Annotated in this window: 22 protein-coding genes; 3 read left to right on the top strand and 19 right to left on the bottom strand. The window is 69.4% G+C overall.

Annotated elements, in window-relative coordinates; genetic code table 11:
• Window positions 1-20 precede the first annotated feature (20 nt).
• The 4 genes from ACZ5QD_RS17785 to ACZ5QD_RS17770 are packed head-to-tail and all read right to left on the bottom strand — an operon-like array spanning window position 21 to window position 4,707.
• Window positions 21-2,546, bottom strand: coding sequence for an FtsX-like permease family protein (locus ACZ5QD_RS17785; RefSeq protein ID WP_222110961.1), 2,526 nt, complete (start codon window positions 2,544-2,546; stop codon window positions 21-23).
• Between the two features lies 1 nt (window position 2,547).
• Window positions 2,548-3,231, bottom strand: coding sequence for an ABC transporter ATP-binding protein (locus tag ACZ5QD_RS17780; RefSeq protein WP_006894322.1), 684 nt, complete (start codon window positions 3,229-3,231; stop codon window positions 2,548-2,550).
• 30 nt (window positions 3,232-3,261) lie between these two features.
• On the bottom strand, window positions 3,262-4,368 hold the full coding sequence (gene cds1, locus ACZ5QD_RS17775; RefSeq protein ID WP_045539298.1) for an L-cysteine desulfhydrase Cds1: 1,107 nt from the start codon (window positions 4,366-4,368) through the stop codon (window positions 3,262-3,264).
• Between the two features lie 9 nt (window positions 4,369-4,377).
• Entirely contained in the window at window positions 4,378-4,707 is a 330-nt protein-coding gene (locus ACZ5QD_RS17770) for a DUF4229 domain-containing protein (RefSeq protein ID WP_039866578.1), read from the bottom strand.
• A gap of 234 nt (window positions 4,708-4,941) precedes the next feature.
• Here ACZ5QD_RS17770 and ACZ5QD_RS17765 point away from each other — a divergent pair, with 234 nt between their 5' ends.
• Both ACZ5QD_RS17765 and ACZ5QD_RS17760 read left to right on the top strand, forming a co-directional pair.
• Complete coding sequence (locus tag ACZ5QD_RS17765; protein ID WP_006894318.1) at window positions 4,942-5,163, top strand: BldC family transcriptional regulator; 222 nt, start codon at window positions 4,942-4,944, stop codon at window positions 5,161-5,163.
• Window positions 5,164-5,305: 142 nt separating this feature from the next.
• A complete protein-coding gene (locus ACZ5QD_RS17760) occupies window positions 5,306-5,470 on the top strand; it encodes a hypothetical protein (protein ID WP_006894317.1) in 165 nt (54 codons plus the stop codon).
• 36 nt (window positions 5,471-5,506) lie between these two features.
• Here the strand turns inward: ACZ5QD_RS17760 and ccsB are convergent, their stop codons facing one another.
• The 15 genes from ccsB to ACZ5QD_RS17685 form a co-directional block, all read right to left on the bottom strand.
• On the bottom strand, window positions 5,507-6,523 hold the full coding sequence (ccsB, locus tag ACZ5QD_RS17755; protein WP_045539297.1) for a c-type cytochrome biogenesis protein CcsB: 1,017 nt from the start codon (window positions 6,521-6,523) through the stop codon (window positions 5,507-5,509).
• Window positions 6,524-6,557: 34 nt separating this feature from the next.
• On the bottom strand, window positions 6,558-8,186 hold the full coding sequence (resB, locus tag ACZ5QD_RS17750; RefSeq protein ID WP_045539296.1) for a cytochrome c biogenesis protein ResB: 1,629 nt from the start codon (window positions 8,184-8,186) through the stop codon (window positions 6,558-6,560).
• Window positions 8,183-8,992: a cytochrome c biogenesis CcdA family protein gene (locus ACZ5QD_RS17745; RefSeq protein WP_045539294.1), complete on the bottom strand. Its 810-nt coding sequence runs from the start codon at window positions 8,990-8,992 to the stop codon at window positions 8,183-8,185. The genes resB and ACZ5QD_RS17745 overlap by 4 nt, the downstream gene beginning before the upstream one ends.
• Window positions 8,989-9,603 (bottom strand): TlpA family protein disulfide reductase, encoded by a 615-nt coding sequence (locus ACZ5QD_RS17740; protein ID WP_006894313.1) that lies wholly within the window; start codon window positions 9,601-9,603, stop codon window positions 8,989-8,991. The genes ACZ5QD_RS17745 and ACZ5QD_RS17740 overlap by 4 nt, the downstream gene beginning before the upstream one ends.
• Complete coding sequence (locus ACZ5QD_RS17735; RefSeq protein ID WP_006894312.1) at window positions 9,600-10,226, bottom strand: histidine phosphatase family protein; 627 nt, start codon at window positions 10,224-10,226, stop codon at window positions 9,600-9,602. Before ACZ5QD_RS17735 ends, ACZ5QD_RS17740 begins: the two co-directional genes overlap by 4 nt.
• On the bottom strand, window positions 10,223-11,581 hold the full coding sequence (gene hemL, locus ACZ5QD_RS17730) for a glutamate-1-semialdehyde 2,1-aminomutase (RefSeq protein ID WP_464366985.1): 1,359 nt from the start codon (window positions 11,579-11,581) through the stop codon (window positions 10,223-10,225). Before hemL ends, ACZ5QD_RS17735 begins: the two co-directional genes overlap by 4 nt.
• Window positions 11,582-11,703: 122 nt before the next feature.
• Window positions 11,704-12,600: an SGNH/GDSL hydrolase family protein gene (locus tag ACZ5QD_RS17725; RefSeq protein WP_464367286.1), complete on the bottom strand. Its 897-nt coding sequence runs from the start codon at window positions 12,598-12,600 to the stop codon at window positions 11,704-11,706.
• A 9-nt stretch (window positions 12,601-12,609) separates the two neighbouring features.
• Entirely contained in the window at window positions 12,610-13,137 is a 528-nt protein-coding gene (locus tag ACZ5QD_RS17720) for a hypothetical protein (protein ID WP_006894309.1), read from the bottom strand.
• On the bottom strand, window positions 13,130-13,636 hold the full coding sequence (locus ACZ5QD_RS17715; RefSeq protein WP_006894308.1) for a hypothetical protein: 507 nt from the start codon (window positions 13,634-13,636) through the stop codon (window positions 13,130-13,132). Before ACZ5QD_RS17715 ends, ACZ5QD_RS17720 begins: the two co-directional genes overlap by 8 nt.
• Window positions 13,633-14,190 (bottom strand): hypothetical protein, encoded by a 558-nt coding sequence (locus ACZ5QD_RS17710; protein ID WP_006894307.1) that lies wholly within the window; start codon window positions 14,188-14,190, stop codon window positions 13,633-13,635. Before ACZ5QD_RS17710 ends, ACZ5QD_RS17715 begins: the two co-directional genes overlap by 4 nt.
• A gap of 13 nt (window positions 14,191-14,203) precedes the next feature.
• The gene (hemB, locus tag ACZ5QD_RS17705) at window positions 14,204-15,190 is read right to left on the bottom strand and encodes a porphobilinogen synthase (protein ID WP_006894306.1); all 987 of its coding nucleotides are present in this window, start codon (window positions 15,188-15,190) and stop codon (window positions 14,204-14,206) included.
• 14 nt (window positions 15,191-15,204) lie between these two features.
• Window positions 15,205-16,812 (bottom strand): bifunctional uroporphyrinogen-III C-methyltransferase/uroporphyrinogen-III synthase, encoded by a 1,608-nt coding sequence (locus ACZ5QD_RS17700; protein ID WP_006894305.1) that lies wholly within the window; start codon window positions 16,810-16,812, stop codon window positions 15,205-15,207.
• A 103-nt stretch (window positions 16,813-16,915) separates the two neighbouring features.
• On the bottom strand, window positions 16,916-17,863 hold the full coding sequence (gene hemC / locus ACZ5QD_RS17695) for a hydroxymethylbilane synthase (protein ID WP_006894304.1): 948 nt from the start codon (window positions 17,861-17,863) through the stop codon (window positions 16,916-16,918).
• A 54-nt stretch (window positions 17,864-17,917) separates the two neighbouring features.
• The gene (locus ACZ5QD_RS17690; protein WP_006894303.1) at window positions 17,918-19,252 is read right to left on the bottom strand and encodes a glutamyl-tRNA reductase; all 1,335 of its coding nucleotides are present in this window, start codon (window positions 19,250-19,252) and stop codon (window positions 17,918-17,920) included.
• Window positions 19,253-19,421: 169 nt separating this feature from the next.
• Window positions 19,422-19,661, bottom strand: a complete 240-nt coding sequence (locus ACZ5QD_RS17685; RefSeq protein ID WP_006894302.1) for a glutaredoxin family protein — start codon at window positions 19,659-19,661, stop codon at window positions 19,422-19,424.
• A gap of 137 nt (window positions 19,662-19,798) precedes the next feature.
• Between ACZ5QD_RS17685 and ACZ5QD_RS17680 the strand changes: the two genes are divergently transcribed.
• Window positions 19,799-20,941: an HAD family hydrolase gene (locus ACZ5QD_RS17680; protein WP_006894301.1), complete on the top strand. Its 1,143-nt coding sequence runs from the start codon at window positions 19,799-19,801 to the stop codon at window positions 20,939-20,941.
• Window positions 20,942-20,948 lie beyond the last annotated feature (7 nt).

The raw sequence follows: 20,948 nt of genomic DNA, 5'->3' as shown, positions 1-20,948 counted from the left end.
CAAGAAAAATTGACAATTCTTCAGTCGTCCACGAGCGCGGTCGAGATGTTCATCCGCGAGGCCCGCATCGCGGGCACCGCGGCGCCGAGCAGACAGAGCAGCACCGGGATCGCCACGTAGCCGAAGGCGCTCCACTGCGGCGCGTACCGGATGTCGATCGACGTGGTCTGTGTGAGGATCACGTCGGCCAGCACATGCAGTCCGCTGCCGAGCATCAGCCCGGTCACCGCGCCGACCAGCGCGATAGACGCGGCCTCGCTGAGCACCATCCGCGACACGAAGCGACGCGAGGCACCCATCGCCCGCAGCACAGCGAGTTCCCGGCGTCGTTCCAGAACCGAGAGCAGCAGCGTGTTCAGGAGCGCGACGGCCGCGGCCCCGGCGACGATCCACTGGATCGCGACGGTGAAGGCACCGGCCTGCTGGGCGCTCTGCTCGGTGGCGTCGAGCGCCTCCTGCCCGGTGTACACATGGACCGGCCAGTCTCCGCGGCCCGGATGCCGCGCCGCGATCGCGGTCAGCCGCTCGCGCACCTGCTCGTGATCGGCGCCCGGCGCCACCGTGACCTGCAGGTAGGTATCGCCGTCGCGCCGGAACCACTCGTTCAGGAGCCGGTTCGCCACCGCGCCCACCCCCGAGTCGATGGCCACGTAGTCGACGATGTCGCGTACCACCAGTTCGCGGTAACCGGACGGGGTCGCGAGTCGAACGGTATCGCCCACCCGCACCCCGAGTGATCGTGCGAGGACCTCGGAGAGCAGGATGCCCCGCCCGGCGAGGGTCTCGCGGACCGCATCCTGCGAGGACTTGCGGACGAACGGCGCCGCGGCACCCGGTTCGAGGCCCTGGAGCAGGACGCGCGCGTCGGCGATGTTGACCGTCGCCCACTGTCCGCCCACCACATCGGTGACGCCGGGAACGGCACGGACCTCCTGTGCGATGCCCGGGTCGAGCGCGGGCCCGAGCGGCATCGAGTCCGCGTCGCGCGAGGAGACGTAGAAGTCGGGGTCCGCCAGCCCGGTGAGCGAACTGGAGATCGACCCGATCAGGTTGTTCAGCGAACCGGAGATACCCACGCCGACGGCGATCGCCACCGCCACCGTCATCACGGTGGCCCACACGCGGCGCGGTGCGCGTTCGCTGTTGACCGCGGCGAGCCGGCCGGGTCCGCGCAGGCGATTCGACGCACCGACCACCGCCCGGACCAGCAACGGCATCAGCGCGAAGCACAGAAGGAGCCCGCCGGCCGAGTAGACGGCGCCGGCGACGATCGCGGCACGTCCCGGCACCGTCTCGGCGACGACCCAGGCCACCGCGATCGTCGCCGCCCCCGCGACTCCGCTCGCGATCAGCAGTCCCGCGGCCGGCGGCCGGGCGTCCGCCGCCTCACCTGGAACCATCGCCTCCACCGGTGCCACCGCGAACACCGATCTGGCCGCCAGGACGGTCGCGCCGACGCACGCGACCACACAGGCGGCCACCGCGACCACCGGTGCGTACGCCGGCAGGTGATACCCGACGGCCACCCCGACGGTCTCGGACGTGTCCGGCAACCGCCCGACGATCCACCGTCCCGCGAGCACCCCGACCGGGACGCCCGCCGCACCGCCGACGAGGCCCAGGACCGCCGACTCGGCCAGGAGATCGCCGACGAGGTGCCTGCGCCGCGCCCCGAGCGCCCGCACCATCGCCAGCGACTGCCTGCGAGAGGCGACCGCCATGTTCATCATGTTGAACACCAGGAAGGCGGCGATGATCAGGGAGACCAGCGAGACGAGCAGGGTGGAATCGTGCGTCACCGAGTTGGCCGTCTCGACCTGCGCGACCCGGAAATCCGGATCCACCACGCTCGCGCGGCCGTCGACCACTCGCGCGACCTGCGCGCGCAACCGGGCCTCCGGGACGCCGGGGCCGGGGACGACGAGGATCGAGTCGACCGCACCGTTCAGTCCGGCGAGACGCTCCGCGAGACCGAGATAGGCGAAGACGAACCGTCCGCCGTTCAACGCGGTCGCGGCCTGGTCGTCGACCACTCGGACCACGGTCACCGGGATCCCCGACACGGTCAGTCGCTGCCCCTGGCGCAGACCGGTCGCCGCGCCGGCGACGATCCCGTCGTCGAGGCGGTCGGCGTCGATTCCGCCGCCGGAGGCGCCGACGGCCGCGCGCAGCCCGCTCGACAGCGACAGCGCGTTCAGATCCGACCCCAGCAGCACCGCCGGGCGCCCGTCGAGCAGCACGGTGTCGCGCACCAGGGGTACCACGGCTCGGGCGTCCGGCACGTCGCGGCGCAGTTCGCCCGCGATCGCGGCGTCCACCCCGCTGTCGGCGATCGCGGCCACCTCCACGGTCGCGTCGCCGGCCACCGCGGCGCTGAACTCCCGCACCGACTCCGACATCGATCCGTACGTGCCGAGGACGGCCACCAACAGCGCCGAGGAGATCAGCACCACGGCCAGGGACGTCGCCACCCGCAGCTTGTGCCCGGCCAGTTCCCGGAGATTGAGGATCCGGACACGCGTCAGTCCCGCGGCGAGCCCGCCCATGTCAGGCGGGCCGCCCGTCTATCCTGCCGTCGCGGACGGTGACGATCCGATCGGAGACGGCGGCGGCGTTCTCGTCGTGGGTCACCATCAACACCAGGCGGTCGGGTTCGTCGTGCGCCACGGACGCGAGCAGATCGAGCACCTCGGCGCCGGTGCGCGAATCGAGGTTGCCGGTCGGTTCGTCGGCCAGCAGGATCTTGGGACCCATCATGAGCGACCGTGCGATCGCCACCCGTTGCATCTGGCCGCCCGAGAGCTCCGACGGACGGTGGTTCACTCGCCCGCCCAGACCCACTCGGCCGAGCAGTTCCTCGGCACGCGGACGCGCCTTCCGCAACGACTTCGAGTCGAGGAGCATCGGGAGTGCCACGTTCTCCCACGCGGTCAGCGTGGGGACGAGGTTGAAGAACTGGAAGATGAACCCGACCCGCCGTCGCCGGAACTCGGAGGCCTCGTCGTCGCCGAGCGCCGCCAGATCGGTACCGTCCACGCGGATGGTGCCGGAGGTCGGGGTGTCGAGCGCGCCGATGATGTGCAGGAGCGTGGACTTGCCCGCTCCCGAGGGGCCGACCACCGAGACGAACTGCCCGCCGTCCAGGGTCAGCGACGCCCCGTCGAGGGCGCGGACCACCTCCGTGCCCATCCGGTACTCGCGAACCAGTCCCGACGCCTCGACGACGGCCACGATCGCCTCCCTCCGCAGGACTCCGCGACGTCAGCCGGCCGACCACACTCCGGTCTCGAAGAACCGCTCGAGAGCCGCCGTCGGCGGGCCGAGGTCGAGCCGCTGCTCGGCCACCCAGTCGTCGTTGAAGTAGGTGTGATCGTAGCGGTCGCCGCTGTCGCACAGCAGCGACACGACGCTGCCGGAGCGGCCCTTTCCGGTCATCTCACCGATGAGCGAGCAGACACCCCAGAAGTTGGTGCCGGTGGATCCGCCGACCCGGCGGCCGAGACGGTCGCTGAGGAAACGCATCGCCGCGATCGAGGCCGCGTCGGGAACGCCGATCATCCGGTCGATCACCTGCGAGACGAACGACGGCTCGACTCGCGGGCGGCCGATGCCCTCGATCCGCGAGGCCCCCGGTGAGGTGAGGGTTCCGTCGCCGGTCTCGTATGCGGGCAGGAAGACGGAGTTCTCCACGTCCACCACGCACAGCCGCGTGGGGTGCTGCCGGTAGCGCAGGTACCGGCCGAAGGTCGCCGACGTGCCGCCCGTGCCCGCGCCGACGACGATCCACTCCGGAATCCGATGGCGTTCGGCCTCCATCTGTGCGAACACCGATTCGGCGATGTTGTTGTTGCCCCGCCAGTCGGTGGCACGCTCGGCCATCGTGAACTGGTCGATGAAGTGGCCGCCGAGTTCGCGCTCGAGTCGCTGCGCGACGCTGTAGATCTCCGAGGGCGAGTCGACGAAGTGACAGATCCCGCCCTCGGCCTCGATGAGCCGCGTCTTCGCGGGCGAGGTGCCGCTCACCATCACCGCGATGAACGGGACGCCGATCAGCTTCGCGAAGTACGCCTCCGACACCGCGGTGGAACCCGAGGATGCCTCGATGACGGTGGTGCCCTCGTGAATCCAGCCGTTGCAGAGGGCGTAGAGGAACAGTGACCGCGCCAGCCGGTGCTTGAGCGATCCGGTCGGATGCGTGGACTCGTCCTTCAGATAGAGGTCGATGCCGTCGCCGCGCGCCGCCCAGTCCGGCAGGTCCACCTTCAGCAGATGTGTGTCCGCGCTGCGCCGCGCATCCGCTTCGATGGTCCGTACCGCCCGGCTGGTCCAACTGCGGTCGTACGTCCGCTCCACAACCCGAGTCGCCACGTCGTACCGTCAGTCCTCGCCGCGCAGCCGAGCCTGCAGGTCGGTGCGCTGCGCCGCCCGCTGCTCATCGACTCGAGCGATCTGATCGTTCACCCGGAGGCGAAGCGACTTGAAGACGACCATGCCCAGGGGCAGCGCGATCAGCACCGCGAAGACCGCCGCGACGAGTACCGGCACCTCGACTCCGACGATCTTGGCGCCGAAGATGATCACCAGCGCGATGACGACGACGAGTGCGAGCCGGGCGATCGTGTACAGCGCCACCGCTCCGGCCAACGTCGTCATGGTCGCAGGGGGCTTCGACCCGGCGGTGCCGGAGTCTTCTCGTTCATCTGTCATACAGCCAGGGTACTGGCGTCGCGCGCCTACCTGCGAATACACCGTTCGTACGACACGATCGGGCAGCGTGGGCAAGGCGAAGAATCGAGGCCCATCAGACATTACGGACTCTTTACCAACGCCTGACTGTTCGAGCAACCAGCACAAATGCGTGTACTTGTGGTGTCTAGCGGCGTACGCGCCCGTGTTACCGAAACGCAGTGACCGAAGCCCAGCTAGGACTAGGAGAACCTGATGACTGCACTCGCCGACAACTCCGCCGACACCGGGATGATCACCCCCGCTCTCGCGACGCAGCACAACCTGACGCCCGGTCAGGTCGCCGCGATGTTCAACGTGAACCCGAAGACGGTGGCCCGCTGGGCCTCGTCCGGCGTGCTCAAGTCGATTCGCACCCCGGGCGGTCACCGTCGTTTCCGCGAGGCCGACGTCGTGGAGCTCCTGAACCGCTCCTGACCTCGCGAGGCCGGAACGTCCTTCGGGATGCCCGGTTCGGGCCGATGCCCGGACCGGGCATCGCTCTTTCTCCGGTAGCCTGGCTTGACAGCGATTCCACGCGCGTGCGCGCAGTGGTCGTGCGTCAGGAGGTAGTGCGGTCGTGCCGTATTTGTTCGTAGTCCTGGTCGTGATCGTCGCCGCCTACCTGTCGTGGCGGCTGGTCGAGTCCCGGATGCAGGACCAGACCGGTCGTTCCGACCGGTCCAGCGTCCCCCGCGGACCGGACGACGACCCGGACTTCCTGCGCAGGCTCGACGAACGCTGATCCTGACGGGCGCTGTTCCTACAGTCCGGCGTATTCCTACAGTCCGGCGTAGGAGTGCAGTCCGGACACGACCAGGTTGATCGCGAACAAGTTGAACAGCAGGGCCACGAAGCCGGCGACGTTGATCCACGCGGAGGCGTTGCGCCATCCGGCCGTCGCGCGAGCGTGCAGGTAGGCCGCGTAGATCACCCACGCGATGAACGACACCGTCTCCTTGGGGTCCCAGCCCCAGAAGCGGCCCCACGAGGCCTCGGCCCAGATGGCACCGAAGATGATGCCGAGACCGAAGAGCGGGAATCCGATCACGGTGCACTTGTACGCGGTGCGGTCGAGCGCGTCGGCGCTCGGCAGATGATCGAGCAGCCGGCGCAGCGACGCGCCGACACCGGTGGCGAGCTCGTCCGCCTCGCTCCCGACGGCTGGCCATCGGTTCTTCACCAGGTACAGGATGCTGGCCACACCGGCCACCAGCAGCACGCCCGAGGAGATCGAGATGATCGAGACGTGGATCGCCAGCCAGTACGACTTGAGCGCGGGCACCACGGGCGCGGCCTGCGTGTACAGATAGCGGCCCGCGATGAACATCAGCAGGACCACCGGGATGAGGACGAAGCTCAGCAGCGGCCGCGACTCCTTCCGGCGGAGCACCACCAGACCGGCACCGACACAGGCGACGCAGGTCAACGAGATGAACTCGTACATGTTGCCCCAGGGCGCACGATCGGTCGCCATGCCGCGCAGCACGATCGATCCGAGGTGCGCCAGGAACCCGACCCACACCACGGGGTAGGCCATGGCGGCGAGCCGATCGCCGAGCGACCGCCGCGGCGCCGGCCCGGCGACACGTCCGGGCGTCCGGTCGTCGGACGAGGATCCCCCGACGCTCGCACCGACGAGTTCCTCACGGCGTTCGTCCAGTTTCGCGTACCGTGCCGCCGCCAGCGCTCCGAGGAACATCAGCATGGCGATCACGTACACGGTGATGCTGGTGGCGTAGAGCCAGTCCGAGTAACGGGCCAGTGTCTCGTTGACGTAGCCGGCGTCGTCGTTCATGAACGCTTCCTCATCTCATCCCACACCGGAGCCATCAGAGCTTGGCCCGGTTCTTCGGCGCATTCGTCTTGAGCAGTCCGCGAGCCTGCTCTTCGAATCCGTCGCCCCAACCCGCCTGGTCGGTCCTGGCCAGGCCGGCCACTTCTACTACAGTACGTCGTTCATCGCCGTCGGCACCAGGCACGATCCGAGCCCAGATACGCCTGCGCCGGATCATGAGCGAGACCACCAGGCCCGCGACCATCACGATCGCGGAGATCAGCACGCCGGTCTGCGCCGGATTGTGCGAGACCTGAACCGACACCCAGCGCTGGTAGCCGTCGAACCGCACCTGAGTGCCGTCGGGGAGAACGGTGTCCGCCCCCTGCGACAGGTTCACCGACGCCTTCTGCTTGAGCCTGCCCTGATCGATCAGGGTCTGGTCCAGCGAGTAAACGTTCTGCGGACGGCCGGTGTCCAGTCCGGTGTCACCCTGGTAGACGCGAATGGCGACCGCGGGCTTGTTCGGAACCGGCGAGACCGAGTCGAGCAGGTTCGCGTGCGGGAACACCGCGTCGGGGGCGAACAGCCCCTCGATCGCGACCTGGTGCTTGCGGCGCTCGTCCTCGTCGGGATACAGGCCCGCCGGGGTGTCGAACCGCACCGCGCCCTCCGACAGCATGGTCTGCGTCGACTGCGGGATGAACGGCGTGGTCTCGGTCCTGGTCTGGCCGTTCGGGAAGGTGACGGTGAACGTCGGAGCGAATCCGTTGCCGAGCACGTACACGCGGTCGCCTGCGATCCTCAGCGGCTTGTTGACCTGGACGGACGTCGTCGGCCAAGTGTTCGGCGGAGCCGTCACATCGGTCGTGTACGCCATCGTGGCGTCGTACATGTCGGGCTGCCCGCTGGGCAGGAACTTGGCCTCGAAGTGGTCGATGCGGATGCAGAAGGGCTTGAGCCCGGTCCCGTCGACCATCGATCCGGACCGGAACGAGTCGTATACGGCGGTCGAGGTGTTGCAGAGCACCTGGTCGCCGTCGGCGACCAGCGTTCGGCTGCCCTCGTACCCGAAGAGCTTGCCGACGGCGATCGTGACCAGCAGCGCCAACAGCGCGAAATGGAACACCAGGTTGCCGAACTCGCGCAGGTAGCCCTTCTCCGCGGAGACCTCCACCGCACCCTTCGGGTACCGCGCCGACGGCTCCACGGTGCGGACCTCGGTCCGCCAGCCGCGCAGATTCGAGGTGATCCGATCGGCCACCTCGGCGGGCTCGCCGTCGACGGTCTCGGTGATGTGCCGGGGCATCCGGGCGAGGTTCCGCGGGGCCTTGACCGGCCGGGTCCGCAGCGCCTTGTAGTGCTCCCAGGTGCGCGGCGTGAGGCAGCCGACCAGCGAGATGAACAGCAGCAGGTAGATCGCCGTGAACCAGGCCGAGGAGAACACCTCGAACAACTGCAGGCGGTCCATCCAGGTGCCGAGCGTGCCGTGATCGGCGATGTACTTGAGCGTCTTCTGCTCGTTGAGGTCGCGCTGCGGGAGCAGCGCCCCCGGGATCGCGGCCAGCGCCAGCAGGAACAGCAGCGCGAGCGCGGTACGCATCGAGGTCAGTCCGCGCCAGGTCTTGCGCAGCGGGGCGACGACGAACCGCGAGAGGACGGACGGTCGGACGGGCTGGGTCATACGGGCAGCTCCACGTCAGTGATCAGGGACATCCGGATCCAGTCCACGAACTCGTTCCACCAGCCGCCCACCAGCATCACGCCGACGACGATCAGCAGTACTCCGCCGATTATCTGGATGGTCCGCGCGTGCCTGCGGACGAAGCCGAGGCTGCGGACCGCCCAGGCCGAGGAGAAGGCCAGAACGATGAACGGGATGCCGAGTCCGAAGCAGTACGCGGCCACCATCAGCGCACCGCGGACCGGGGTGTTGCCGTCGGTGCTCATCGCGACGCCGATCACGGCGCCGAGCGTCGCACTGCTGCACGGGATCCAGCCGACCGCGAACACCGCGCCGAGGATCGGGGCGCCGATGACGCCGGAGTAGCGGCGCGGCGTCATCCGCTTGTCACGCTGCAGGAACGGGATCATGCCGATGAACACCAGGCCCATGACGATGGTGAACACGCCGCCGATGCGCTGCATCAGCTGCAGCCGGCCGGTGTCCAGGAACACCGAGGTGACGCCGAAGAGCGCAGCGGTGGCCAGCACGTACACGATGGTGAAGCCGAGGACGAAGAGCCCGGCCGCCCCCACCACGCGCCATCGTCCGGCCTTGCGGTCCTCGTCGGCCCTCACCGCCGGGGCCTCGGCGCCGACCAGCCCGGCGAGGTACGAGAGGTATCCGGGGACCAGCGGCACCACGCACGGGGAGGCGAACGAGATCAGGCCGACCAGAATGCACACCCCGAGCGCGAGCAGCAGCGGGCCGCTGGTGACCGTTCCGGCGAAGGAGGCGCCCAGATCGGCCAGGTGGGTCTCGGTCATTGCGGCGCCGGACCTTCCTCGGCCACCTTGACGACCGCATCACGCAGTTCGTCCTCGGTGATCGCACGCAGATAGACCTTGGCCGGGCGGTGCTGCCGGTCCAGGATCACCGTCGTCGGCACCACTCCCACCGGGACGCCGAGCGCGGCCAGGCTGGCGCCGCCGTAGTCGTAGATCGAGGGGTACGGGACCTTGCGATCGGTCACGAAGTCCTGCGCGCTCGACCGTGAGTCCCGGAAGTTGATGCCGACGAACTGAACACCGCGGTCCTTGGTCTCGTCGTACACCTTCTCCAAGTCGCGGAACTCGGTACGGCACGGCGGGCACCAGGACGCCCAGACGTTGACGACCATCACCTTGTCCTTGAAGTCCGAGAACTTCACGGTGCCGTCGCCCGTCAGATCCTCGCCGCTGACATCGCCGATGTCACGGCGCGAACCCTGGTCGTATTCGATGACGGTCTTACCGCCCGGAGAGACGAACTGATTGCCGTTCTCCGTCGCGACCGCGTCGTCGCCGGTGCTGCATCCCGCGAGAAGGCCCGCCGCGGCGATGACCGCGCACAGTGCGGCGGCGGTCCGCCGGCCCGGCCTCGCCCGACCGCCGGTCATGCTCCCGTGACCCGGGGGTCCGATTCGCCGGCCGGCTCCGAGTAGACGATGTCGACCAGGGCGTCGTCGTCGTAGATGAGCGTGGTCAGCGAGGCCAGGGAGCACTGCCGCACCCGCGGGTCGTGCCAGAGGCGCTGGCCTTCGAGGAAGCGGCGCAGCGTGTACACGGGCAGCTGGTGGCTCACACAGATCGCCTCGTGTCCGCGCGCCGCGTCACGCGCCGTGCTGGCCGCGGCCAGCATGCGGTGTGCGATCTGGATGTACGGCTCACCCCACGACGGGGTGAACGGGTCCCGCAGCTTGAGCCAGTGCCGTGGCTTGCTGAGCGCACCGTCGCCGACCGAGACCTTCAGACCCTCGAACTGATTGTCTGCCTCGATCAGATCGGTGACCGTCGTGATCTCGAGGCCGTGAGCCTTCGCGATCGGCGTCGCCGTCTCCTGCGCCCGCTGCAGGGGCGACGCGAAGACATGGGTGATGTCATGGTCGGCCAGCGTATCGGCCACCAGCTGAGCCTGGGCCCGGCCCGTGTCCGACAGCCGGTAGCCGGGGAGACGGCCGTAGAGGATGCCCTCGGGATTGTGCACCTCGCCGTGGCGCATCAGGTGGACGATCGTCTTCATCGGACTCCCTCCCCGGGATTGCTCGCGGCGGCCGCGGCAGCCGCGGCGGCCGGCAGTGCGTCGGCGATGATCGAGAAGGCCTCGTCGTCGAGCGCTGCGGATACGAACCACGCTTCGAAGGCACTCGGCGGCGGGTAGACGCTGCGCGCGAGCAATGCGTGGAAGAACGGTGCGAAGCGCCAGGTCTGGGTGGCCTTGACGCCGTCGTAATCGACGATCGGCGTATCGGCCGGGTCGTCGGGATCGGTGAAGAAGACGCTGAACAGGTTCCCGGCCTTCTGGACCCGGTGCGCCACGCCCGCCTCGGTGAGGGCGTCGCCGATCATCGTCGCGAGGCGGTCGGCGTTGGCGTCGAGTGCGGCGTACACATCGGCGGTCGCGTTGCGCAGGGTGGCGAGACCGGCGGCGACCGCCACCGGGTTGCCGGACAATGTCCCAGCCTGGTACACGGGGCCGATGGGAGCCAGGTGGTCCATCACCTCCGACCGACCGCCGAACGCGGCAGCGGGCAGCCCTCCGCTCATCACCTTGCCGAAGGTGTAGAGGTCGGCGGCCACACCGTCGAGACCGTAGTGACCGGCCGGGCTCACGCGGAAGCCGGTCATCACCTCGTCCATGATGAGCAGCGCGCCGTTGTCCGCGGTCACGCGCCGCAGCCCTTCGTTGAACCCGGCGACCGGGGCGACGGCGCCCATGTTGCCCGCGGCGGCCTCGGTGATGACGGCGGCGATGTCGGGACCGTGCTCGGCGAACGCCCGTTCCACGGCGGCGAGATCGTTGTACGGCAGGACGAGCGTGTCGTGCGCGGCGGCTCCGGTGACGCCCGGCGAGGTCGGCAGGCCCAGCGTGGCGACGCCCGAGCCGGCGTCGGCCAGCAGGGCGTCGACATGCCCGTGGTAGCAGCCGGCGAATTTGACGATCTTGGCGCGGCCGGTGAACCCGCGCGCCAGCCGGACCGCGGACATCGTCGCCTCGGTGCCGGAGTTGACCAGCCGGACGCGCGCGACCGGATCGACTCGGTCGATGATCTCCTCCGCCAACTCGATCTCACCGACGGTCGGCGCGCCGAACGACAGACCCGTCCGGGCGGCCTCTCGCACCGCCTCGACGACCGCCGGATGCGCGTGACCCAGGATCATCGGTCCCCACGAGCAGATGAGGTCGACGTAGTCGTTCCCGTCGGCGTCGGTGAGCTTCCAGCCCTGCGCGCGCGTGATGAAACGCGGATCGCCGCCGACCGACGAAAAGGCGCGGACCGGCGAGTTCACTCCTCCGGGAACCGCCTGCGACGCCCGTTTGAACAGTTGTGCGCTGACGGCGGTGTTCTGCACGGGATCGTCGAGAGGTGCGGCCATGGCCTCCAGTGTTCCAAATCAGAGCCGCTCGGCCCAATCGCTGCCTACTCCGTCACACCGCAGTGCCGGTTCTGAGCATATTCCCAGGTTGGTGCGCTAAAGGGGGCCTCGGGCACGCCGCGCTAGCGGATGTGCTGCGCGACGGCATCCGCGATCGCGCGCTGACCGGCTTCGTTGGGATGCATGACGATCGGCGAATCGGCGCCGATCTGCGGCTCGATCCATCGCATGCCCCGCGGGCTGCACGCCTCGTGACCGATCGAACGGGCGGCCATGTCGATGTACGTCGCACCGGTCTCCCGCGCGGCTGCGGCGATCGCGCCGTTCAGCGCGGCCTCGACCCGGTGGACGTACTCGGCGTCGCCGTCGGCGATGCCGACGGCCGGCCGACAGGTGGTCTTCTCCGGCATCAACCACGGATAGCCGACGATGAAGACCTCCGCCCGGGACGCCCTGCTGCGGATCTCCCGCAGACCTGCCGCGACGGCCGGTCCGGTCCCGGCCGAGATCTCTCGGAACGGTCGCCTGCCGAGCGCGCTCCGGCACGGTGCTCCGGTCGGATCGTCCTGGGCCAGCCGGGTGCATTCGCCCACCAGCGTGGTGAACAGGGCGGAGTCGTTGCCTCCGATCATCACCGTCACGTATGCGGTGTCCGGTCCCAGTGCGTCGAGTTGCGGAGCCACCCCGTCGTACTGCGAGGCGCTCAGATCGTCGGTGGTCGCGCCCGCGCACGAGACGTCGGTGACCTTCAGGCCGCGCATCCGCCCGACCGTCTCGCCGAAGTTGACCGCCGACCGCTGGCACATCAGCGGGGAATCCTCCACCAGCGGCGACGTGCCCGCACCGGAGGCGTAGCTGTCGCCCAGATGCACGAGTGCGGGGCGCATCGCAGGCGCTGCCGGCTCGGGATGGTCATGGGGCGTCGCATCGATCATCCACACGGCACCGGCGACGATGGCGACGAGCGCCACCACGGCCACCGATGCCGATACCAGCGCTCCCCGCAGCGTCGGTGTCACAGCCAAGAGTTACCGGTTCCCCTTCGGTGGCAGACCCATCTTGACGGCCAGATGAGCCTCGGTCAGTTCGGTTCGCAGACGGTCGACGTCGCGGGCCCAGGCCTGGACCAGCCGGCCGTCTGCCAGCCGCAGGCCGATCCCCTTCCGGCGGCGCGGCACGGCGTGCAGTTCGCCGAGCGCCGGCGCGCTCTCCCAGTCCTGCGGCTCTACGCCGTTGTTCTCCGGGAAGATCTTGACGATGTCGGCGATGTCGATGGTCTCCGTGCCCTCGCGAAGGGTGGTCTCGGTCAGGTGCATCGACACGTGCTGTCGCGCCGCGACCACCTGGAGCAGGGAGAAACCGACGAGGACCACACCGAAGATGGTGAGCACCTCCCAGTGGATGCGTCCCTTGCCCAGGATCTCCATGACGAGGGTCGCGACGATCAGCACCGGCCCGATCGCGACCACCCACCAACTGCCGCCGGGCTCGCGGAGCAGCGTGGCGCCCGGCTCCCGGTGGTCCTCGCTCCGGTCCGGTGCGGCGTCCTCACTCACCGGGACGACCGTCTCCGGGCGAATCTGGCGCGGAGGGAGCGGACTCGGGTGAATCGGGCTCGGGGCAGTCACCGAGTCGACATTTGAACCAACGGTCGGCCTGCGGACGGTACGCGAGCACCGAGCCGAACAGACCCACCACCGCCGATGCCAGCACCAGGGCCAGACCACCGCTCTGGAAGCCGATGGTCAACGGCAGGAGCATCGCGACCACCACGCACGTCAGAGCCGACAGCGACGACCGCCACTGCACCGCTCCCCGATAGGTCTTGGCGCCCAGCAGGAAGTAGGCGAGGCCGAGCAGCATCACCAGCACGTCGATCGCCAGGACCCCGAAATCGAAACCGAGCTTGATCGCGTCGGCGATCACTCCCAGCACGCCCAGCGCGATCAGCAGGGCACCCGAGATCATCCACAGGCGCAGGGCCCACACCACCAGCGCCGGCCGATCCTTGGGATCGGGCCGCTCCGGCCTCCGTCGAGAAGGAATGTCAATCATCGGGCGCCATTCTGCCGGTTGCGGGAACGGTATGCAGCGACCTCACGGCAGAACGCCGCACTGTCGCGGTGCATCAGCGCAGCGAGGGCGCCCACGGCGCAGACACCGCCGAGAATGGTCGGAACCATTCCCCACGCGGGTGCCTCCGGCAGATCCGAACCGCCCTGGGTGTCGACGAACAGACCGATCACCGCGAAGACCAGTTCGACGGTCAGGAACGCGCTCACCCAGCCGAGGAGCAGTCGGGCCCAGGTCCGGCCCGAGTAGGTGAACCACATCAACAGCGCGGCGACGGCGGTCAGCAGTACCACGATGACCACGATCCCGACGAGCACGGTCACGCCCATGTTCTCGGTCAGCGACGGCTCGTTCATCCGGTCGCTGAGTTCTCGGGCCTGCTTCTCGTAGCTCGCCTTGAGGACGTTGAATCGCGACGCGACGGCGACGATCTGGAAGACGATCACAGCCACCCACAGCTGCACCGCCAGCCGGATCGTCTCCGGTCGTCGCGGTGGCGCGGTCGGGTCCGCAGTCGGCAGTCCAGGAGCGGTCATGACTCCAGCCTAATCACCGGCGGGCGAGTCGACGCGCCACCTCGGGCGCGGCGTACGTCAGCACGATCGACGCACCGGCGCGGGCGATCGACAGCACCGATTCGTCGATGGCCGCGTCGAAGTCGATCCAGCCGCGCTCGGCGGCCGCGGCGATCATCGCGTACTCACCGCTGACTTGGTACGCGGCGACGGGCGCGTCGGTCCGGTCGGCGACGTCCCGGACGATGTCGAGGTAGCTCATGGCGGGTTTGACCATCACCATGTCGGCGCCCTCTTCGAGGTCGGCGAGCAGTTCGCGCGCGGACTCCAGCCGGTTCGCCGGATCCTGCTGATATGTGCGGCGGTCGCCGACGAGTGATGAATCGACGGCCTCCCGGAACGGCCCGTAGAACGCCGAAGCGTACTTGGCTGTGTACGCGAGAATGGTCGTGTCGATGAAGCCCTCGGCGTCGAGAGCGTCGCGGATCGCGGCAACCTGGCCGTCCATCATCCCGCTCGGCCCCACCACGTGCGCACCGGCCCGCGCCTGCGCGACGGCGAGCGACTCGTATCGGCGCAGGGTGGCGTCGTTGTCGACGTCACCGCTCTCGGTCAGCACCCCGCAGTGTCCGTGATCGGTGAACTCGTCCAGACAGGTGTCGGCCATCAGGACGGTCTCGTCGCCGAAGTCCGCCCGCAGGGCCTCGAGCCCGCGGTTCAGCACTCCGTCGGGGCGGTCGCCGGCCGAACCGGTCGCATCCTTGTCCTCGGCTCGCGGTACCCCGAACAGCATGAGTCCACCGACTCCCGCGTCGACCGCGTCGTGCGCCGCGGCGCGCAGCGAGTCGACGGTGTGTTGCACCACGCCGGGCATCGAGGAGATGGGCCGGGGCTCGTCGATGCCGTCGGCGACGAACATCGGGAGCACCAGCTGGGACGGATGCAGCCGGGTCTCGGCGACCAGCCGCCGCATGGCGGGGGTCTGCCGCAGCCGGCGCGGGCGGATGAACGGCCCGGTCATCTCGCTAGCTCACCTCACGACCGCGAACGTCGGGACTTCTTGCGCGGCGGAGGCAGCGCCCCCTCGGCACGCAGCTGTGCGGCGTGTGCGGCCAGCGCGTCGACCAGATCGACGATCGACGCCGTCTCGGGCTGCACGTCCACGCGCAGACCGAACTCGACCGCCGTCTCGGCCGTCTTGGGACCGATGCACGCGACGATGGTCCGTGCGTGCGGCTTGCCCGCGATGCCGACCAGGTTCCGGACGGTGGAGCTCGAGGTGAAGCAGACCGCGTCGAAGCCGCCGGTCTTGATCATCTCGCGCGTCTCGGCGGGCGGCGGTGCGGCGCGCACGGTGCGGTACGCGGTCACGTCGTCGATCTCCCAACCGCGATCGCGCAGGCCCTCCGAGAGCGTCTCGGTGGCGATGTCGGCACGCGGAAGCAGGATGCGGTCCACCGGGTCGAAGACCTCGTCGTAAGGCGGGAACACCTCGAGCAGGCCGAGCGAACTCTGCTCGCCGGTCGGCAGCAGTTCCGGCTCCACACCGAACGAGCGGACCTTCGCCGCGGTCCCCTCTCCGACGCAGGCGATCTTCACACCGGAGAAGGCGCGCGCGTCCAGACCGAACTCGGCGAACTTCTCCCAGACGGCGCGAACAGCGTTGGTGGAGGTGAACACGACCCACTGGTACCGGCCGTCCACCAGGCCCTTCACCGCGCGCTCCATCTGCGCCGGGCTGCGCGGCGGCTCCACCGCGATGGTCGGCACCTCCTTGGGGATGGCTCCGTGCGAGACGAGTCGATCGCTCATGTCGACCGCCTGGTCCTTGGTGCGCGGCACCAGGACCGTCCAGCCGTACAGCGCCCGCGACTCCCACCACGAGAACTTGCCCCGCTGGGTCACGATCTTTCCGACGGTGACCACCAGGGGGCCGTTGAGAGCGTTGCCGTTCTCGTTGAGGGTCGCCAGCGTCGCCTCGATGGTCCGCTGCGCGCAGGTGGTGCCGTTCACGGTGATCGCGACCGGTGTCTGCGGCGCGAGACCGTGCTCGGTCAGCGCGCTGGCGAGTTCGGCGAGGTGGCCGGAGGTGGCGTGCAGGATCAGCGGGCCGGGTGCCGCGGCCAGAGCCGCCCAGTCGACGTCGCCGCGCACGTCGGCGACGGTGTGACCCGATCCCAGCGGCATGCCGGCGAAGCTCGGGACGGCGGAGGCCGCCGGAATGCCCGGCAGCACCTCGAAGGGCACGCTGGTCCGGGCCACGGCGGTGACCTCGGCGAGAACGGCGTCGGAGCTCATCGGGTCGCCCGCGACCACGCGAACGACGTTGACTCCGGTCTTGGCCTCGGCGACGAGCGTCTTGGCGACCTGCGCGGGATCACCGAGCGCGGGCTTGGTCACCTCGGGCGCCTCGGACGCCTGCTCGGCGGCGGCCTTGCGGCCGGCCCTGGTCGGCGCGGGCTCGGCCACGGCGTGCGCCGAACCGATCACCGCGAGCACACCGGCGGGCACGTCGGGATCGACGTACGCGGAGGTCGCGTTCACCAGGACGTTTTGCGCTCGCACGGTAAGCAGATCCGGATTTCCGGGACCCGACCCCACGAACAGGATCCGGCCGGGATTAGCATTCTTCGTACGGCTCATGCGTTCGCACTCTCCTGCCCCGCCCCCGGGGCTGCAGTTCGTTCCTACCCCGCCACGGCGGGATAAAGGTTCTCCTACTGCGCGGGTTCGGCGTGGCCGCGGGCTAGTCCCCCTTGGGGACCAGTGCGGCGGCACCGAGCTCGAGCAGTTCGGCGGCGAGGTCCTTGCCGAGTTGTGCGGCCCGATCGACCGGGCCCACCACCGAAGCCCGGATCACTTCGGATCCGTCTTCGGCCGCCACCACCGCACGGAGCGACAGTTCGGCGAAGATGCGCCCATCGTCGTCGATCGATTCGACCACCTCGGCAAGCGCACCGACCGGCGCGGTGCACCCGGCCTCCAGGGCCGCGAGTACCGCACGCTCGGCGTCGACCGCTGCGCGGGTGGACGGATCGTCCAACTCGGCGAGAATTCTCACCAGTTCGGCATCGTCGGAACGACATTCCACAGCCAGGGCGCCCTGTGCCGGTGCCGGCAGCATGACCAAGGGGTCAAGTGCCTCGGTGACGACATCGGCCTTGCCGATCCGCACCAGCCCGGCTCGGGCTACCACAATCGCGTCCAGCTCACCGCTCGCGACTCTGCCCAACCGAGAATCAAGGTTGCCTCTTAGGGGGCGAATTTCCAAACCGAGACCCAGTGCTCTAAGCTGCGCGGCACGTCGGGGCGACGAGGTGCCGATCACCGAGCCGCTCGGCAGCTCACCGAGCACCATGCCACCGCGGCTGACCAGCGCGTCTCGGGGATCCACCCGAGTCGGCACCGCACCCATGGCGAGATCGTCCTCGGGCGCGGTGGGCAGATCCTTGTACGAGTGGATCGCGACGTCGCATTCGCCGGCGCGCAACGCCAGCCGGATCGCGGTGGTGAAGACGCCGACGCCGATCTGCGCCACCGGCGCGGTCGACGTATCGCCCGCGGTGCTGATGATCTTCAGCTCCGCGGGGTGCCCGGCCGCCGTGAGCCGGTCGGCGATGTCCTGCGCCTGCGTGGTCGCCAACAGCGACCCGCGGGTCCCGATGCGAATGGTCCGGCTGGCGGAATCCTGCACGATTGACTCGTCCTGTTCTGCTGGATGTGGTGATGCCTGCGCCGACCGGAGCGGTCAGCGCAGTTCGTCGATGCCCGACTCGGAAGCCGCGACGGACTCGGCCGCCCCGGGCTTGAGTTCGAACAGTTCGCGGAGTGCCTCCGCGTAGTGGTCACCGCGACCGGACGACGCGAGCTGCTTGACCCGAACGGTCGGGGCGTGCAGCAGTTTGTCCGCCACGCGGCGCACTGCTTTGGCCACCTCGTCGCGCTGGCCACTGTCGAGGTCCGGCAACCGGCTCTGGAGTCGCAGGATCTCCGCCTCCACCACGTCCGCGGCCCGCTGACGGAGTGCGGCGACGGTGGGGGTGACCTCCGCCTGACGCTGCACCGCGAGGTACTCGGCCAGCTCGCCCGCGACGATGGAGCGGGCCGCGAGCGCATCGGCTTCGGCCGCGCGGGTCTGGTCGTCGCCGCGCAGACCCTCGATGTCGACGATGTGCACGCCGGGCAGCCGGCCCGCGGCGGGATCCACGTCGCGCGGGAGACCGAGGTCGCAGATCATCAGCGGTGCCACGTTGGTCCGTCGAGTCAGCGCGGAGTGCACGTCGCCCACCTGGACCACCGCGGCCACCGAACCGGTACAGGTGACGACGATGTCGGCGTCGGCCATCACCGTCGCGATGTCGTCGAAAGTGGCTCCGCGCGCGGTGATCCCGTACTTCTCCGCCACCGTCGCGGCGACCTCGTCCGCGCGCGCCGCGGTGCGGTTGACGACGGTGATGTCGGTGACGCCGTCGCCGGCCAGCCGGCTCGTCGCCAGCGACCCCATGGCGCCGGCACCGAGAACGACGGCTCGGCGGATCGGCGCCTGATCGCCCCGGATGGCTTTGGCGCGATGGATGGCCACCGAGACCACCGAGGCGCCTGCGCGGTCGATGCCGGTCTCCGTGTGGACGCGTTTGCCGACCCGGAGCGCCTTCTGCGCCAGCTCGTGCAGCGTGCTGCCCGCCGACTGGTTGTCATCGGCGTCGGAGTACGCGGACCGGATCTGCCCGAGGATCTGCTGTTCGCCGACCACCATCGAGTCAAGCCCCGCGGCCACGGTGAACAGATGCTCCACCGCCGCCTCCGAGTACCGCACATAGGCGTGGTCGGTGAGTTCGGCGACCGAGAGCCCGCTGTGGTCTCCGATCACCCTGCCGACGGCTTCGAGGGCGGGGTGAAAAGCGTCCACGACGGCGTAGATCTCGACTCGGTTGCAGGTGGAGACCAGCATGGCCTCCGAGACGGTGCGTGAGGACAACAGCGCGTCGACCAGCTTCGGGCGGTCGAAGTCGGAGACGGCGAGTCGTTCGAGGACCGATACCGGAGCACTCCGATGGGACACGCCGAACAACAAGACACTCACAGTGACACGCCTCCCACCCGCCGTCGCCGGAGACACCTCGATGCCCGCCGACCACCCGCCGGTGCTCGCTCCTCTTTCCAGCCCCGGCCCGGTCGGCCGAGTGGACATACAGTTTTCAGGCTAGATCAAGCGCACAGGCAAATGCACGCTCGCACGCACACCGCGGCCGCTACCGCAGGGCCTCCAGGTCGGCACGCAGACGGCCCTCGTCGACTTCCCAGTAACTGTGCTCGACGCCGTTCAGGACGACCACCGGGAGCCGGTCGCCGTACTCGGCGCGCGGCAGCGGGTCGCCCTCCCGTGCACGTCGATCGACGTCGATCACCTGCATCGCCAGCCCGTAGTCGGCCAGGATCCCCCGCAGTTCCTCTTCGGCGCGGGCACACGCCGAACATCCGGTGCGCGACATCAATTCGACGACTGCTTCCACACCGCGAGTGTACGAAAGATCACCGCCGTCCACCCCGCACGGGCCCGGCGCGACCGGCCCCGTCCCGCGATAGGCTGGACTCCGACCGATTCCGCCCAGGAGAAGGAGGGTGGCCCGTGAGCCGCGACTCGATGGACCGTCCCGATTCGGAGGACCTCACCGCCGAGGAGGCGGCCGAGCTCGAGGCGGACCGGCACGAGGCCGCCGAGTTGGAGGCGGAGCAGTACGACGTGGCGCACGACGACGAACCGCGCGAGGACCGGGACGGCGGCCTGCTCGACGGTCCGGACGGGAGCGAAGCCGGCCGTGCGGAGGAGCGTTCGGAGGATGAGGACGCTCGACGGGTCGGCGAATGGATCTCCCAGCGCGCCGGCCGGTTCCGTCAGACGGCCGGCGAACTCCGCCAGGTGCTCGCCGGCGAGGCCGCCGCGAAGGCCGCGATCGAATCACTGCGCGCGCGGACCCCCGACACGGACGGCGGCCAGGTCACCGACCTGACCGGAGCCGCCTTCTTCGACGTCGACAACACGCTGGTGCACGGTGCGTCGATCGTGCTGTTCGCCCGCGGCCTCGCCGCACGGAACTACTTCTCCTACACCGACATCATGGAATTCGCGTGGCAGCAGGCCAAGTTCCGGATCACCGGCAAGGAGAACGCCGGCGACGTCGCCGAGGGCCGAGACAAGGCGCTGTCGTTCATCGCCGGGCGTGAGACCGCCGAACTCGTCCGACTCGGCGAGGAGATCTACGACGAGTACATCGCCGACAAGATCTGGCCGGGCACCGCGGCGCTCGCCCAACGGCATCTGGATGCGGGACAGCAGGTCTGGCTCGTCACCGCCACTCCGGTCGAACTCGCACAGACCATCGCCAAGCGGCTCGGGCTCACCGGCGCGCTCGGAACCGTGGCCGAGAGCGTCGACGGCGTCTTCACCGGCAGGCTCGTCGGCGACATCCTGCACGGTCCGGGCAAGGCTCACGCGGTCCGCACGATCGCCGTCCGCGAGGGCCTCAACCTCAAACGCTGCACCGCGTACTCCGACTCGCACAACGACGTTCCGATGCTCTCGTTGGTCGGCACCGCCGTCGCGATCAACCCGGACCCCGACCTGCGTGAGATCGCCCGCGTGCGGGGCTGGGAGCAGTACGACTTCCGCACCGCACGCAAAGCGGCGAAGTACGGCGTGCAGACCGCCATGGTGGTCGGTGCCGCGGGCGGCGCGGCCGCGGTCGCATCGAAGGTGCTGCGCCGCAGGTGACCCGGCG

The sequence above is a fragment of the Gordonia sp. J1A genome, assembly GCF_055393515.1.
This window is presented reverse-complemented; position numbering and strand designations above follow the sequence as displayed.

Coding starts and splice junctions, on each gene's coding strand:
- ACZ5QD_RS17735 (WP_006894312.1), bottom strand. CDS start 10,226: ATGAAGACGATCGTCCACCTGATGCGCCACGGCGAGGTGCACAATCCC.
- hemB (WP_006894306.1), bottom strand. CDS start 15,190: ATGACCGGGCCGTTCATCCGCCCGCGCCGGCTGCGGCAGACCCCCGCC.
- ACZ5QD_RS17785 (WP_222110961.1), bottom strand. CDS start 2,546: ATGGGCGGGCTCGCCGCGGGACTGACGCGTGTCCGGATCCTCAATCTC.
- hemL (WP_464366985.1), bottom strand. CDS start 11,581: ATGGCCGCACCTCTCGACGATCCCGTGCAGAACACCGCCGTCAGCGCA.
- ACZ5QD_RS17740 (WP_006894313.1), bottom strand. CDS start 9,603: ATGACCGGCGGTCGGGCGAGGCCGGGCCGGCGGACCGCCGCCGCACTG.
- ACZ5QD_RS17700 (WP_006894305.1), bottom strand. CDS start 16,812: ATGAGCCGTACGAAGAATGCTAATCCCGGCCGGATCCTGTTCGTGGGG.
- ACZ5QD_RS17685 (WP_006894302.1), bottom strand. CDS start 19,661: ATGTCGCGCACCGGATGTTCGGCGTGTGCCCGCGCCGAAGAGGAACTG.
- resB (WP_045539296.1), bottom strand. CDS start 8,186: ATGACCCAGCCCGTCCGACCGTCCGTCCTCTCGCGGTTCGTCGTCGCC.
- ccsB (WP_045539297.1), bottom strand. CDS start 6,523: ATGAACGACGACGCCGGCTACGTCAACGAGACACTGGCCCGTTACTCG.
- ACZ5QD_RS17770 (WP_039866578.1), bottom strand. CDS start 4,707: ATGACAGATGAACGAGAAGACTCCGGCACCGCCGGGTCGAAGCCCCCT.
- ACZ5QD_RS17710 (WP_006894307.1), bottom strand. CDS start 14,190: ATGACCGCTCCTGGACTGCCGACTGCGGACCCGACCGCGCCACCGCGA.
- ACZ5QD_RS17745 (WP_045539294.1), bottom strand. CDS start 8,992: ATGACCGAGACCCACCTGGCCGATCTGGGCGCCTCCTTCGCCGGAACG.
- ACZ5QD_RS17715 (WP_006894308.1), bottom strand. CDS start 13,636: ATGATTGACATTCCTTCTCGACGGAGGCCGGAGCGGCCCGATCCCAAG.
- ACZ5QD_RS17765 (WP_006894318.1), top strand. CDS start 4,942: ATGACTGCACTCGCCGACAACTCCGCCGACACCGGGATGATCACCCCC.